The sequence below is a fragment of the Enterobacter asburiae genome, assembly GCF_024599655.1.
Taxonomy (GTDB): domain Bacteria; phylum Pseudomonadota; class Gammaproteobacteria; order Enterobacterales; family Enterobacteriaceae; genus Enterobacter; species Enterobacter asburiae_D.
This window is the reverse complement of record NZ_CP102247.1, coordinates 2,125,239-2,139,883: the sequence shown is the minus strand read 5'-3', so window position 1 is coordinate 2,139,883 and position 14,645 is coordinate 2,125,239. Positions and strand designations below refer to the sequence as shown.

Here is a 14,645-nt window from a genome sequence, read left to right as displayed (position 1 = left end):
CAATAGCTCAGTTAACATAGTGCTACCCGAAGCGTTTAACGCCTTTATTTTTTGTTCCAGGAAGAGAATCGTGTCTCAACTCTGCCCCTGTGGTAGCGCTCTGGAGTATAGCCTATGTTGCCAGCGATATCTGTCTGGCGATCAGGTTGCACCAGACCCGTCACACCTCATGCGTTCACGTTACACTGCTTTTGTGATCAAAGACGCAGACTACCTGCTCAAAACCTGGCATCCCTCCTGCCACGCTGACGAATTCAGACAGGACATCGAAGCCGGGTTCGCGAACACGCAGTGGCTCGGCCTTACCGTCTATGAATCCGCAACAGGCAGTCATGCTGATGAAGGTTACGTCAGCTTTATTGCCCGTTTTACCGAGAATAATAAACCTGGTGCCATTATCGAGCGTTCCCGGTTCTTAAAGGAAAGCGGGCAGTGGTATTATATTGACGGAACGCGCCCACAGTTTGGTCGTAACGATCCCTGCCCATGTGGTTCAGGTAAAAAATTTAAAAAGTGTTGCGGGCAGTAATGCCTGACAGCCCAGACTTCGCAAATACAAACAGGATTTCCCGGCGATGCAATCATTACAACGTAAAGTTCTGCGCACCATCTGTCCCGATCAAAAAGGACTGATCGCACGAATTACCAACATTTGCTACAAACATGAACTGAATATCGTGCAGAACAACGAGTTCGTTGACCACCGTACCGGCCGCTTCTTTATGCGTACCGAGCTGGAAGGTATTTTCAACGACACCACCCTGCTTGCCGATCTGGACAGCGCGCTGCCGGAAGGTTCCGTGCGCGAACTGACTCCAGCAGGTCGACGCCGCATCGTGATCCTGGTGACCAAAGAAGCACACTGTCTTGGCGACCTGCTGATGAAAGCAAACTACGGCGGTCTGGACGTTGAAATTGCAGCCGTTATTGGCAACCATGAGACGCTGCGCACGCTGGTCGAGCGTTTTGATATTCCGTTCGAGTTGGTGAGCCACGAAGGCCATACCCGTGAAGAACACGACGATCTGATGGCACAGGCCATTGAAGCGCATAACCCGGACTACGTGGTGCTGGCGAAATACATGCGCGTGTTAACGCCATCCTTCGTGTCGCGTTTCCCGAACAAGATCATCAACATTCACCACTCGTTCCTGCCGGCCTTTATTGGTGCGCGTCCCTACCACCAGGCGTACGAACGTGGCGTGAAGATCATCGGTGCGACCGCGCACTACGTGAATGACAATCTGGACGAAGGTCCAATCATCATGCAGGACGTGATTCACGTGGATCACACCTACACGGCCGAGGACATGATGCGCGCCGGGCGTGACGTTGAGAAGAACGTGCTGAGTCGTGCGCTGTATCAGGTGCTGGCGCAGCGTGTCTTTGTCTACGGCAACAGAACCATCATTCTTTAATCTTTCGGAAAATGAATTGATTAGCTTTGCGCCTTTACGGATAAAAAGCAGGCAAACAGCTTCATTTCCCTAAAGGAATGCTTTACAGGGGCGTCTCATTTGATATGATGCGCCCCGCTTCCAGCAGGAAGCAGGCCAGTTAAAAGCATTACCCCGTGGTGGGGTTCCCGAGCGGCCAAAGGGAGCAGACTGTAAATCTGCCGTCATCGACTTCGAAGGTTCGAATCCTTCCCCCACCACCATCTCTCAGCACGACATCAAAATTTGAATTACCCCTGGTGGGGTTCCCGAGCGGCCAAAGGGAGCAGACTGTAAATCTGCCGTCATCGACTTCGAAGGTTCGAATCCTTCCCCCACCACCATCACTTCCAAATAACTCCAAACCTTCTGTTCGCACCAGGCGTCATGCATTTCCTTAACGGGGAAGGATGAGAAGCTTCGATTAAGGTTCGATTCGAGCGTAGCGAGAAAGCGTTGCCGCAGGCAACGACCCGAAGGGCGAGGCGCAACGCGCCGAATAATCCTTCCCCAACATAAAAACCGAATCCGTCGTTGTAGGCCGGGTAAGGCGTAGCCGCCACCCGGCGACAGAAACCTACATCGGAGGCAAACGACGCTTCACCGGCGAACTTTTCACAATCGACGTATTACACTGGGCATGCTCTGCCAGACCGTCCAGCAACGTATCCAGTTGCTCTATCGATCGCACCACCAGCCTAATCACAAAGCAATCTTCCCCGGTGACTTTGTCGCTCTCAATACACTCCGGCATCGCCTGAATGTACTTATCCACCTTATGCAACAGCCCCGGCAAAGGCCGCACGCGCACCAGCGCCTGCAGCGTATACCCCAGCGCCGCCAGGTTCACCCGTGCGCCATACCCCTGAATCACACCGCGCTCTTCCAGCCTTTTCAGGCGTTCTGCCGTGCTGGGGGAAGTCAGACCGATGCGTCCGCTGAGCACCTTCAAAGACATGCGCGCATCCTCGACCAGACAGGCCAGAATTTGTCGGTCGATATCATCGAGAAGGTATTCCATCGCTTTCACCTAATTTTAAAAACCCATTACTGTATTTCACCTTATCTCACCCCTGTAAAACCTGACAGCTATTTTCGACAATAACGTTACTAATCAGGAGGTGGATGATGCGTGATTTACATAAAGGCGTCTGGCAAATGAGCCTGGCGATGTTAATTTCCGGCTCTATTGGCGCGTTTGTTTTGCTCAGCGGTCTGCCGGTGACGGAAGTGGTGTTCTGGCGCTGTCTTATCGGGGCAATGGCGCTTTTAATTTTTATCCGGATAAGTCAGAAGCCCTTTAGTCCCCTCACCCGCACCACGCTGCTGCTGGCCATTCTCGGCGGCGTGGCATTAGTGGTGAACTGGCTGCTGCTCTTCGCAGCCTATGAGCGGATCTCTATTGGGCTTTCGACCGTGGTCTATAACACCCAGCCGTTTATGCTGGTCTTAATGGGGATGTTTTTAGGCGAGCGCGTCAGCCTTGTGAAATGGGGCTGGCTGTTCCTTGCCTTTGGCGGTGTTGTAATACTGCTCTCCAGCGAGCTGACAGGCGCCCACGGCACTGAATGGCAGGCAGGAATCGGTCTGGCCATGGCCGCGGCCTTCTTCTACGCGCTGACGGCAATTATTGCGCGTAAACTGAAAACAATCGCACCGCAGCATATTGCCTTTATCCAGGTGCTGACGGGCGTCGTGATGCTTTTACCGTTTGCCAGCATGCCGTCATTTTCCAGTGATTTTCCCTGGCCGATCCTGCTGACGCTGGGCATCGTCCATACCGGCATTATGTACCAGCTGCTCTACAGCGCAATTCAGAAGCTGCCTACGCCTATAACCGGCTCCCTGTCGTTTATCTATCCGGTGGTGGCGATCGTTGTCGATAATCTGGTGTTCGGACACTCCCTGAACCTGACGCAGCTCGCGGGCGGCGCGCTGATCCTGTTTGCTGCTGCGGGCAACAATCTGGGCTGGGGCGAAAAAAAACCCCGCGAGTGCGGGGTGAGTGTCAAAACGGTGAATTAGCGGCGGGCGCGCACAATCTGGTATTTGCGCGTCAGGTACTCTACCGGCGCGCTCCAGATATGCACCAGACGAGAGAACGGGAACAGCACAAACAGCGTCATCCCCAGCACCAGATGAACGCGGAAGATAAACGCCACGCCGTCCAGGTGCGCGGAGGCTCCGCCGTGGAAGGTCACCACGGACTGCGCCCAGCCGACCAGCTTCATCATTTCGCTGCCGTCCATATGCTGCGCCGAGAAAGGAATGGTCAGCAGGCCCAGCGCGCACTGCACCATCAGCAGGGAGAGGATCAGAATGTCCGCTGCGGTAGTGGTCGCACGCACGCGCGGGCTGAAAAGACGGCGTTTCAGCAGCAGCAGGCCACCGACCAGGGTCATCACGCCGCAGGCACCGCCGGCGATCATCGCCATCTTCTGCTTCACCTCAATCGGTAGCCACGCTTCATACATCCAGTGCGGCGTCAGCATCCCGAGGAAGTGACCGGCAAAAATCCCCAGAATACCGATGTGGAACAGGTTAGAGCCCACATGCATCCCTTTACGATCCAGCATCTGGCTGGAGGCGGCACGCCAGGTGTACTGGCCGTAGTCGTAACGCAGCCAGCTTCCCACCAGGAACACGGTGCCCGCGATATACGGGTAAATGTCAAAGAAGAACATATTCAGGAAGTGCATTAGTGCCGTCCTCCGTTAGAGATATTCAAATATTGCGGGGCAACCGCGCCGGCAAAACGACGCTGGTGAGCGGAGATTTCAGACTCGCCGCAGTTCTGGTCAGCAAAGAATTTCACCTGCTCTTCTTCCCACACCGCATCCAGCGCTTGTGGCGTATCATCGCGGGCTTCATCCGCAATTTTCTCCGCCACTTTTTCACTGTCGACCGCGGCGTTGGCCAGCTTCACCAGCAGATCGAACAGCACCGCATAGCGGCTCTCACGCTGCTGAAGACGCGCGCCGAGCAGCGCCAGGATCGGCGCGATGTCCTGCAGACCGCCCAGCGCCTCTTCTTTCGGCAGCTGCGCCAGGTACTCCAGATACAGCGGCAGATGATCCGGCAGCTCGCGGCTGTCGAGCCGCAGGCCGTGCTGTTCGTACTGGTCCATCAGGTCGACCATCGCCTGACCTCGATCGCGGGACTCTCCGTGCACGTGTTCAAACAGCAGCAGCGACGTAGCGCGCCCGCGGTCAAACAGCTGGCTGTAGTCCGCCTGGACATCGAGCAGATCGCGCGCCAGCAGATCGCGGAGGAAGACGCCCAGCTTCTGGGCATCGTCTTTATCCAGGTTTTCAGATGACGCGAGTGCATCAAAGAGTTCCTGCTGATGCTGCGCAAGCGCAGCATCCGGGTACTCGAGCAGACGCGAAACAATGACGAGTTCAATCATTGGTGCGGCTCCGTTTTGCTGGTCACATCCATGGCATCGATGCGGCGGCTGTTGAACAGATTGAATTTGCTGTCTGACCCGTGGCAACCGTCGCCAAAGGTAAAGCCACAGCCGTTTTTTTCCGGGAAGGCTTCGCGGGCCAGCTCACGATGGCTGCTCGGCACTACGAAACGGTCCTCGTAGTTGGCAATCGCCAGATAGCGGTACATTTCCTGCGCCTGCGCTTCGGTCAGGCCGACCTCTTCCAGCGCGCGGGTATCGGTAACACCGTCTACGGTTTCCGCACGTTTGAAGTGACGCATCGCCAGCATACGTTTCAGCGCGAGCAGGACCGGCTGGGTGTCCCCTGCGGTCAGCAGGTTAGCCAGATACTGAACCGGGATACGCAGGCTTTCCACGTCCGGCAGGATGCCATTGCTGCCCAGTTCGCCCGCGTCAGCGGCAGACTGAATCGGCGACAGCGGCGGCACGTACCAGACCATCGGCAGGGTGCGGTATTCCGGATGCAGCGGCAGAGCCAGCTTCCAGTCCATCGCCATTTTGTACACCGGAGACTGCTGCGCCGCGTCGATGACGCTCTGCGGCACGCCGTCTTTCAGCGCCTGCTCAATCACCTTCGGATCGTTCGGATCGAGGAAGACGTCCAACTGACGCTGATACAGATCTTTCTCGTGCTCGGTGCTCGCGGCATTTTCAATCGCGTCCGCGTCGTACAGCAGCACGCCGAGGTAGCGAATACGGCCTACGCAGCTTTCGGAGCAGACGGTTGGCATCCCGGCTTCGATACGCGGGTAGCAGAAGATGCACTTCTCAGACTTGCCGCTCTTCCAGTTGAAGTAGATTTTTTTGTACGGGCAGCCGGTGATACACATACGCCAGCCGCGGCACTTGTCCTGGTCGATCAGCACGATACCGTCTTCTTCACGCTTGTAGATGGCGCCGCTTGGGCAGGTCGCCACGCACGCCGGGTTGAGGCAGTGCTCGCACAGCCGCGGCAGGTACATCATGAAGGTATTTTCGAACTGGCCATACATCGCCTTCTGCATGTTCTCGAAGTTCTGGTCTTTGGCGCGTTTCTCAAACTCGCCGCCCAGAATCTCTTCCCAGTTTGGACCGCTGGTAATCTTGTCCAACCGCTTCCCGGTGATCAGCGAGCGCGGACGGGCGATTGGCTGGTGCTTGCTTTCCGGCGCGTTGTGCAGGTTCTGGTAGTCGTAGTCAAACGGCTCGTAGTAATCGTCGATGCCCGGCAGGTGCGGGTTAGCGAAGATTTTACCCAGCAGCATCGCGCGGTTACCCATGCGCGGCTGCAGCTTGCCGTTGATTTTACGGATCCAGCCGCCCTTCCACTTCTCCTGGTTTTCCCAGTCGGTCGGGAAGCCGGTGCCCGGCTTGCTTTCCACGTTGTTGAACCAGGCGTACTCCATACCTTCGCGGCTGGTCCAGACGTTTTTACAGGTGACCGAGCAGGTATGACAGCCGATGCATTTATCCAGATTCAGCACCATGCCGACTTGTGAACGAATTTTCATTTTACGCTCTCCTGTACCTGGTCATTACCTTCGCCGTCTAACCAGTTAATGTTCTTCATCTTACGTACCACCACGAACTCATCGCGGTTCGATCCTACGGTGCCGTAGTAGTTAAAGCCGTAGGCCAGCTGCGCATAGCCACCGATCATGTGGGTCGGCTTCGGCGTAATGCGGGTCACGGAGTTATGGATCCCGCCGCGCTGTTCGGTAATTTCTGACCCCGGCAGGTTAACGATACGTTCCTGCGCGTGATACATCATGGTCATCCCGGCCGGTACGCGCTGGCTCACCACCGCACGCGCCGTCAGGGCACCGTTGCTGTTGAACACTTCGATCCAGTCGTTATCTTCAATACCCAGATCTTTGGCGTCCGCTTCGCTCATCCAGACAATCGGACCGCCGCGCGACAGGGTCAGCATCAGCAGGTTGTCGCTGTAGGTGGAGTGAATACCCCACTTCTGGTGCGGCGTCAGGAAGTTCAGCGCCTTCTCAGGGTTACCGTTCGATTTCGCCCCCATCACGGACTTCACGGAGCGGGTGTCGATTGGCGGACGGTAGACCAGCAGGCTTTCACCGAAGTCGCGCATCCACTGGTGATCCTGATACAGCGACTGACGACCGGACAGGGTACGCCATGGGATCAGCTCGTGAACGTTGGTGTAGCCCGCGTTATAAGACACGTGCTCATCTTCCAGGCCTGACCAGGTCGGGCTGGAGATAATCTTGCGCGGCTGCGCCTGAATATCGCGGAAGCGGATTTTCTCTTCCTCTTTATTCGTCGCCAGGTGCGTGTGGTCACGGCCGGTAAACTCGCTCAGTGCCGCCCAGGCTTTCACGGCAACGTGGCCGTTGGTTTCCGGGGCCAGGGTCAGGATCATCTCTGCCGCATCAATCGCCGTGTTCAGCATTGGCTGTCCTTTCGCCGGACCGTCCGCTTTGGTGTAGTTGAGCTTGCGCAGCAGATCCATTTCGCTCTGGGTATTCCAGGCGATCCCCTTCCCGCCGTTACCGATTTTCTCCATCAGCGGGCCGATAGAGGTAAAGCGCTCGTAGGTTGCCGGGTAGTCGCGTTCAACCGGAATAATGTGCGGTGCGGTCACGCCCGGGATCAGGTCGCATTCGCCTTTTTTCCAGTCCTTCACGTCCAGCGGCTGCGCCAGTTCGGCGGCAGAGTCGTGCTGGATTGGCAGCGTCACCACGTCGGTCTCTTTACCCAGGTGACCTACGCAGACTTCGGAGAATTTCTTCGCGATGTCTTTGTAGATATCCCAGTCGCTTTTCGATTCCCACGCCGGGTCAACGGCCGCTGACAGCGGATGAATAAACGGATGCATATCCGAGGTATTCATGTCGTCTTTTTCGTACCAGGTCGCGGTTGGCAGCACGATGTCGGAATACAGGCAGGTGCTGGACAGACGGAAGTCGAGCGTCACCACCAGATCCAGCTTGCCGTCGAGACCGTTGTCTTTCCACTCCACCTCTTCTGGCTTAACGCCGCCCTGCTTGCCGAGATCTTTCCCCTGGATACCGTTTTCGGTACCGAGCAGGTATTTCAGCATGTACTCGTGGCCTTTACCGGACGAGCCCAGCAGGTTGGAGCGCCAGATGAACAGGTTACGCGGGTGGTTTTTACCGTTTTCCGGCTGTTCTGCCGCGAAACGGATTGAGCCGTCCTTGAGGGATTTCACGGTGTAATCCACAGGGGACATCCCAGCCTTCTTCGCCTCTTCCGCGATGCGCAGCGGGTTAGTACCCAGCTGAGGCGCAGACGGTAGCCAGCCCATGCGTTCAGCACGCACGTTGAAGTCAATCAGGTGGCCGCTGTAGCGGGATTTATCCGCCATCGGCGACAGCAGCTCCTGCGCGGTGACCGTTTCGTAGCGCCACTGGCTGGAGTGGTTATAGAAGTAGGAGGTGCTGTTCATGTGGCGTGCCGGACGCTGCCAGTCGAGGGCAAACGCCAGCGGCTGCCAGCCGGTCTGCGGACGCAGTTTTTCCTGGCCCACGTAGTGCGCCCAGCCGCCGCCGCTCTGACCGACACAGCCGCAGAAGATCAGCATGTTGATCAGTCCGCGATAGTTCATATCGAGGTGATACCAGTGGTTCAGACCCGCACCGACGATGATCATCGAACGGCCGTGCGTTTTGTCCGCGTTTTCTGCGAACTCACGTGCGATACGGGTAATGTGCGCGCGAGGAACGCCGGTGATCTGCTCCGCCCAGGCCGGGGTGTAGGCTTTCACGTCGTCATAGCCGGTTGCGCAGTTTTCATCGCCCAGACCGCGCTCCAGACCATAGTTCGCCATGGTCAGGTCATAAACGGTGGTGACCAGTGCGGTAGAGCCGTCGGCCAGCTGCAGGCGTTTAACCGGCAGTTTGTGCATCAGAACGTTTTTCAGTTCAACCTTGTTGAAATGCTCTGAACCTTCGCCGCCGAAGTACGGGAACCCGACTTCAGCGATCTCGTCCTGGCTGCCCAGCATGCTCAGGCGCAGCTCCGTCTCTTCGCCGGTGGTGCCGTTGCGTTGCTCAAGGTTCCACTTGCCCTTCTCGCCCCAGCGGAAGCCGATAGAGCCGTTTGGCGCCACCAGCTCGCCGTTGCTGTTATACGCAACGGTTTTCCACTCAGGGTTGTTTTCCTGACCCAGTGAATCCACCAGATCGGCGGCGCGCAGCGTGCGGCCAGCGGCATAGTAGCCCTCACGCTCTTCCAGCATGACCAGCATCGGCATGTCGGTGTAGCGACGAACGTAGTCGGTGAAGTACTGGCTTGGCTTATCAAGATGGAATTCACGCAGCATGACGTGGCCCATCGCCATCGCCATCGCGGCATCGGTACCCTGTTTCGGTGCCAGCCACAGATCGCAAAGCTTGGCGATTTCCGCGTAGTCGGGGGTCACCGCCACGGTTTTGGTGCCTTTGTAACGGACTTCGGTAAAGAAGTGCGCGTCCGGCGTACGCGTCTGAGGAACGTTAGAGCCCCAGGCGATGATGTAGCTGGAGTTATACCAGTCCGCGGATTCCGGCACGTCGGTCTGCTCGCCCCAGGTCTGCGGAGATGCAGGCGGCAGGTCGCAGTACCAGTCGTAGAAGCTCAGGCAGGTACCGCCGATCAGCGACAGATAGCGTGCCCCGGAGGCGTAAGAGACCATCGACATCGCCGGGATTGGCGAGAAGCCCGCCACGCGGTCAGGACCGTAGGTTTTGACGGTGTAGACGTTGGAGGCGGCAATCAGCTCGTTCACTTCTTTCCATGAAGAGCGAACGAAACCACCGCGACCGCGAGCCTGCTTGAAGCTTTTTGCTTTGTCCGCGTCTTCGATGATGGATGCCCAGGCATCCACCGGATCGCTGTGCTGCACTTTCGCTTCACGCCACATCTTCATCAGGCGCTTGCGCATCAGCGGGTATTTCAGACGGTTAGCGCTGTAGAGATACCAGGAGTAGCTGGCGCCACGCGGGCAGCCGCGCGGTTCGTGGTTTGGCATATCCGGGCGGGTGCGCGGATAGTCGGTCTGCTGCATTTCCCAGGTCACCAGACCGTTTTTTACGAATATCTTCCAGCTGCATGAGCCAGTACAGTTCACGCCGTGGGTCGAACGGACGACTTTGTCATGTTGCCAGCGCTGACGGTAACCGTCTTCCCAGTCCCGGTTGGTATCCAGAACCTGGCCGTGCCCATCGGCAAAAGTTTCACCCTTCTGTTTGAAGTAGCGAAACCGGTCCAAAAATTTGCTCATCGGGTATCTCCTGTGTGGAGCCTGTGGCTCTCTAAATCGACATTGCTGATTTGCAGCGAAGGTAACGCCCTGAAAGAGGGGGAGAATTGATAACGATCAAGACGAGGAGGGACTTTCAGGCGAGGGGTTATACCGAATACCACCAAAGCGGTATCTTATAAAAATCCATATGTATATGAAATATATGGGTATTTTTATTTTATCGTACAAAAAGCAGGTCAAAATTTAACATCTCAGGTATTAAGGGGTAGACCCACCTGCAAAGCGATGGCATTCACAGTGTCACCGCAGGCGTCTGCCGTAAAAGCCGTAAGTATGTTGTAACTATTATTCAGGCTAAAAAAAACGCGGCCCGAAGGCCGCGTAAACGGATAATCACACTTACTTATTTTTCATAGTATTTCGGCCATATACCAGCCACGTAATCACTACGCAGGCGATATAGAAGACGAGGAAGACTTTCATGGCACCGGCCGGTGAGCCGGTCAGGTCCAGAGAGATACCGAACGCTTTCGGGATAAAGAAGCCGCCAATCGCCCCGATGGCAGAGATAAAGCCCAGCGCAGCGGCCGTATCCGTCGCCGCTTCGCGCATCGCCTGCTCTTCGCTCCCGCCCTGCGCCTTCACGCGATCCATGGTCAGCTTACGGAAGATCACGGAGATCATCTGGAAGGTAGACGCACTCCCCAGCCCGGCCGTCAGGAACAGCACCATAAACACGCCGAAGAAGGCGATGAAGTTACCGCCCTGTCCGTCGACGGGCAGCGTGAGGAACAGCAGCGCGCAGAAGATTGCCATCACGACGAAGTTAACCAGCGTCACGCGGGTGCCGCCGAGACGGTCAGACACCATGCCGCCCAGCGAACGCGCCAGGGCGCCAATAAACGGCCCGAAGAAGGCAAAATGCAGGATCTGAATCTCCGGGAACTGCGTTTTCGACAGCATTGCGAAGCCCGCAGAGAAGCCGATAAACGAGCCGAAAGTGGCCAGATACAGCAGCGCCATCACCCAGAGGTGTCCACGCTTCAGCACCGGCAGCTGTTCGCTCAGCGACGCCTTCGACGCGGACAGGTCATTCATAAAGAACCAGGCTGCGAGGGTGAAGACCACCAGGAAAGGTACCCAGATCCAGGCTGCGTTTTGCAGATAGAGGGAAGAACCATCCGCCTGCTCAACGCCACCGCCGCCAAAGGCTGCAAAAATGGAGACCGAGATCGCCAGCGGGGCAATCAGCTGCATCACGCTCACGCCCATGTTACCCAGACCGCCGTTAATGCCCAGCGCGCCGCCCTGCTTCGCTTTCGGGAAGAAGAAGCTGATGTTCGCCATGCTGGAGGCGAAGTTCGCGCCCGCAAAACCGCACAGCAGGGAGATAATCACGAACACGCTGAACGGCGTAGAGGTATCCTGCACCGCGAAGCCGAGCCACACGCAAGGGACGATCATGATGCCCGTGCTGAACGCCGTCCAGCGACGACCGCCAAACACCGGCACCATAAACGCGTAAGGCACACGCAGTAGCGCGCCTGACAGCGACGGCAGCGCGGTCAGCATGAACAGCTGATCGGTCGTAAACGTAAACCCAACTTTTGGCAGATTGACCGCCACCGCGCTAAACAACATCCATACGCAAAATGCTAATAACAAACACGGCACGGAAATCCATAGATTCCGGCTTGCTACACGATGGCCGCGCTGTTGCCAGAACGCCGGATCCTCTGGACGCCAGTCTGTAATAACGGCACCATTTTCCCTTTCGGGAGCGGATGAGTGACTCATAGACACCTCTGATTCTCGAATGATGCTGCAAACATTAGGGTTTTAGGGCGGCGGTAAGTTGATATAAATCAAAGGAAAAGTGGGAGGATTTGCGGCGCAAAATAAGGCCTCACCCTTAGTGAGTAGGCTAATTCGGTAAAAAAGACGTGGTTTTTCACGGCACTGACGGTTCCTGGCTACCCCCACCTCCTTCCCTCTACTCCGTTGGCAATTTAGGGGTAATCCTTTATTGGTATGGGTATACTCCAGGGTATGCACCAGAATAGCGCCATTCCTGCAAGCAGGCCACGTCAGGAGCACGCCACCTCTATGTTAAAAAGATGTTTATCTCCGCTGACGCTCGTGAATCAGCTAGCCCTTATCGTTTTGCTGTCCACCGCTATCGGCGTGACCGGCATGGCGATCTCCGGCTGGCTGGTACAGGGCGTACAGGGTAATGCGCATGCCATCAACGAGGCAGGCTCGCTACGCATGCAGAGTTATCGCCTGCTGGCATCGGTTCCCCTGACGCAGGACGATCGGCCCCTGATTGATGAAATGGAGCGCACGGTCTTCAGCCCCGAACTGGAAAACGCGGCCATCCGCGCCGGTCAGCAGTCCCAGCTTAACGCCCTTCAGGGCTACTGGCACAGCCAGCTTGAGCCCGGGCTGAAACAGGCGCGCAGCACAGAAACCGTTGCGCAGGACGTGGCGGGGTTCGTCTCACGTATTGATGCGCTGGTCTCCTCTTTTGACCAAACCACCGAACTCCGCATTGACCGAGTGGTGATGGTGCACCGCGCGATGGCGCTGTTTATGGGTCTGCTGCTGATTTTCACCATCGTCTGGCTCCGCGCGCGGCTGCTGAACCCGTGGAAACAGCTGCTGGCAATGGCCCGCGCGGTCACCGCACGCGATTTTACCCAGCGCACGCACATCAGCGGGCGCAACGAGATGGCCATGCTCGGCCAGGCGCTCAACACCATGTCGGCAGAGCTCTCCGAGAGCTACGCGGTGCTGGAGCAGCGCGTTCAGGAAAAAACGGCCGGACTGGAGCAGAAAAACGAGATCCTCTCCTTCCTGTGGCAGGCTAACCGTCGTCTGCACATGCAGGTGCCGCTATGCGAACGCCTCTCGCCGGTGCTGAACGGCCTGCAAAATCTGACCCTGCTGCACGACCTTGAGCTGCGGGTCTACGATGTGGAAGACGAAGATAACCATCAGGAATTTACCTGTCAGTCAGATATGTCCTGCGATGACAAAGGCTGCCATCTTTGCCCTCGCGGCCTGCCGCCTCTGACGTCCGGCGGCACCACCCTGAAGTGGCGCCTGACCGACAGCCACACCCAGTACGGTATTCTGCTGGCAACGCTGCCAGCCGGGCGTCACCTGAGCCACGACCAGCAGCAGCTGGTTGATACGCTGGTCGAACAGCTAACGGCCACGCTGGCGCTCGACAGGCATCAGGAAAAGCAGCAGCAGCTGATCGTCATGGAAGAGCGCGCGACTATTGCCCGCGAGCTTCACGACTCTATCGCCCAGTCGCTCTCCTGTATGAAAATGCAGGTGAGCTGCCTGCAGATGCAGGATGCGGAGATGCCGGAAAGCAATAAGCAGCTGCTCAGCCAGATCCGCAACGAGCTGAACACCTCCTGGATACAGCTTCGCGAGCTGCTGACCACCTTCCGCCTGCAGCTGACCGAGCCGGGCCTGCGCCCGGCGCTGGAGGCCAGCTGTCACGAATTTAGCGCCCGGCTGGGGTTCCCGGTGAAGCTGGACTACCAGCTGCCGCCGCGGTTTGTCCCCTCCCACCAGGCCATACATTTACTGCAGATTGCCCGTGAAGCGCTGAGCAACGTGCTCAAGCATTCCGGCGCGACGGCGGTAACGGTCACCGTTAGCCAGCACGGCAATCAGGTGAAGCTCACGGTTCACGACAACGGCCGCGGCGTGCCGGAAAATGCCGAACGCACTAACCACTATGGTTTAATTATTATGCGAGACCGCGCCCAAAGCCTGCGCGGTGATTGCCAGGTTCGCCGGAGAGAGACGGGCGGCACGGAAGTTGTCGTCACCTTTATTCCCGAGAAACCGCTTACAACTGCTCAAGGAGAAACCCATGACTAATCAGGAACCGGCATCCATCCTGTTGATCGACGACCATCCGATGCTGCGTACTGGCGTAAAACAGCTGGTCAGCATGGCACCCGATATCACCGTGGTTGGCGAAGCCAGCAACGGTGAACAGGGCATTGAGCTTGCCGAATCTCTCGATCCCGATCTGATCCTGCTCGATCTGAATATGCCCGGCATGAACGGGCTGGAAACCCTCGACAAGCTGCGGGAAAAATCGCTTTCCGGGCGCATCGTCGTCTTTAGCGTATCAAACCATGAAGAGGATGTGGTCACGGCGCTGAAGCGCGGGGCGGATGGTTATCTGCTAAAAGATATGGAGCCGGAAGACTTGCTTAAGGCGCTGCAGCAGGCAGCGGCGGGCGAGATGGTGCTCAGCGAAGCCTTAACGCCGGTGCTGGCCGCCAGCCTGCGCGCCAATCGCGCCACCTCTGACCGTGACGTGAGTCAGTTAACCCCGCGCGAGCGCGATATTCTCAAACTCATTGCTCAGGGGCTGCCGAACAAAATGATTGCCCGCCGCCTGGACATCACCGAAAGCACGGTCAAAGTGCACGTGAAGCATATGCTGAAGAAAATGAAGCTCAAATCCCGCGTTGAAGCCGCGGTGTGGGTGCACCAGGAACGCATTTTTTAA

At 57.1% G+C, this 14,645-nt stretch carries 11 protein-coding genes, 2 tRNA genes and 1 other RNA gene; 8 read left to right on the top strand and 6 right to left on the bottom strand.

Going from position 1 to position 14,645, the window contains the following annotated elements; genetic code table 11:
• Positions 1-70: 70 nt before the first annotated feature.
• From NQ230_RS10060 to NQ230_RS10040, 5 genes are all read left to right on the top strand, one after another.
• Positions 71-529, top strand: a complete 459-nt coding sequence (locus NQ230_RS10060; RefSeq protein ID WP_121424031.1) for a YchJ family protein — start codon at positions 71-73, stop codon at positions 527-529.
• 46 nt (positions 530-575) lie between these two features.
• Positions 576-1,418: a formyltetrahydrofolate deformylase gene (gene purU / locus NQ230_RS10055; protein ID WP_010432980.1), complete on the top strand. Its 843-nt coding sequence runs from the start codon at positions 576-578 to the stop codon at positions 1,416-1,418.
• Between the two features lie 157 nt (positions 1,419-1,575).
• Positions 1,576-1,660 (top strand) — tRNA-Tyr (locus tag NQ230_RS10050).
• A gap of 35 nt (positions 1,661-1,695) precedes the next feature.
• Positions 1,696-1,780 (top strand) — tRNA-Tyr (locus tag NQ230_RS10045).
• A gap of 45 nt (positions 1,781-1,825) precedes the next feature.
• Positions 1,826-1,956: non-coding RNA, RtT sRNA (locus NQ230_RS10040), on the top strand.
• 57 nt (positions 1,957-2,013) lie between these two features.
• Here the strand turns inward: NQ230_RS10040 and NQ230_RS10035 are convergent.
• The gene (locus tag NQ230_RS10035; RefSeq protein ID WP_063439151.1) at positions 2,014-2,457 is read right to left on the bottom strand and encodes an Lrp/AsnC family transcriptional regulator; all 444 of its coding nucleotides are present in this window, start codon (positions 2,455-2,457) and stop codon (positions 2,014-2,016) included.
• 107 nt (positions 2,458-2,564) lie between these two features.
• On the opposite strand from NQ230_RS10035, the gene NQ230_RS10030 reads away from it, so the two are divergent.
• On the top strand, positions 2,565-3,461 hold the full coding sequence (locus NQ230_RS10030) for a DMT family transporter (protein WP_257261333.1): 897 nt from the start codon (positions 2,565-2,567) through the stop codon (positions 3,459-3,461).
• Here the strand turns inward: NQ230_RS10030 and narI are convergent.
• The 5 genes from narI to NQ230_RS10005 all read right to left on the bottom strand — a co-directional run bounded on the left by narI (position 3,458) and on the right by NQ230_RS10005 (position 11,896).
• A complete protein-coding gene (gene narI / locus NQ230_RS10025) occupies positions 3,458-4,135 on the bottom strand; it encodes a respiratory nitrate reductase subunit gamma (RefSeq protein ID WP_023312107.1) in 678 nt (225 codons plus the stop codon). The genes NQ230_RS10030 and narI overlap by 4 nt on opposite strands.
• Positions 4,135-4,845 (bottom strand): nitrate reductase molybdenum cofactor assembly chaperone, encoded by a 711-nt coding sequence (gene narJ, locus NQ230_RS10020; protein ID WP_257260998.1) that lies wholly within the window; start codon positions 4,843-4,845, stop codon positions 4,135-4,137. Before narJ ends, narI begins: the two co-directional genes overlap by 1 nt.
• Positions 4,842-6,377 carry a nitrate reductase subunit beta gene (gene narH / locus NQ230_RS10015; protein ID WP_219322969.1) on the bottom strand — a complete coding sequence of 512 codons (1,536 nt, stop codon included), beginning with the start codon at positions 6,375-6,377 and terminating at the stop codon, positions 4,842-4,844. The genes narJ and narH overlap by 4 nt, the downstream gene beginning before the upstream one ends.
• Positions 6,374-10,117, bottom strand: a complete 3,744-nt coding sequence (locus NQ230_RS10010) for a nitrate reductase subunit alpha (protein WP_257260996.1) — start codon at positions 10,115-10,117, stop codon at positions 6,374-6,376. Before NQ230_RS10010 ends, narH begins: the two co-directional genes overlap by 4 nt.
• 381 nt (positions 10,118-10,498) lie before the next feature.
• Positions 10,499-11,896, bottom strand: a complete 1,398-nt coding sequence (locus tag NQ230_RS10005; protein ID WP_257260995.1) for a NarK family nitrate/nitrite MFS transporter — start codon at positions 11,894-11,896, stop codon at positions 10,499-10,501.
• A 309-nt stretch (positions 11,897-12,205) separates the two neighbouring features.
• On the opposite strand from NQ230_RS10005, the gene narX reads away from it, so the two are divergent.
• Together narX and narL are read left to right on the top strand one after the other, a co-directional pair.
• Complete coding sequence (gene narX, locus NQ230_RS10000) at positions 12,206-14,002, top strand: nitrate/nitrite two-component system sensor histidine kinase NarX (RefSeq protein ID WP_121424042.1); 1,797 nt, start codon at positions 12,206-12,208, stop codon at positions 14,000-14,002.
• Entirely contained in the window at positions 13,995-14,645 is a 651-nt protein-coding gene (gene narL / locus NQ230_RS09995; RefSeq protein WP_008499531.1) for a two-component system response regulator NarL, read from the top strand. Before narX ends, narL begins: the two co-directional genes overlap by 8 nt.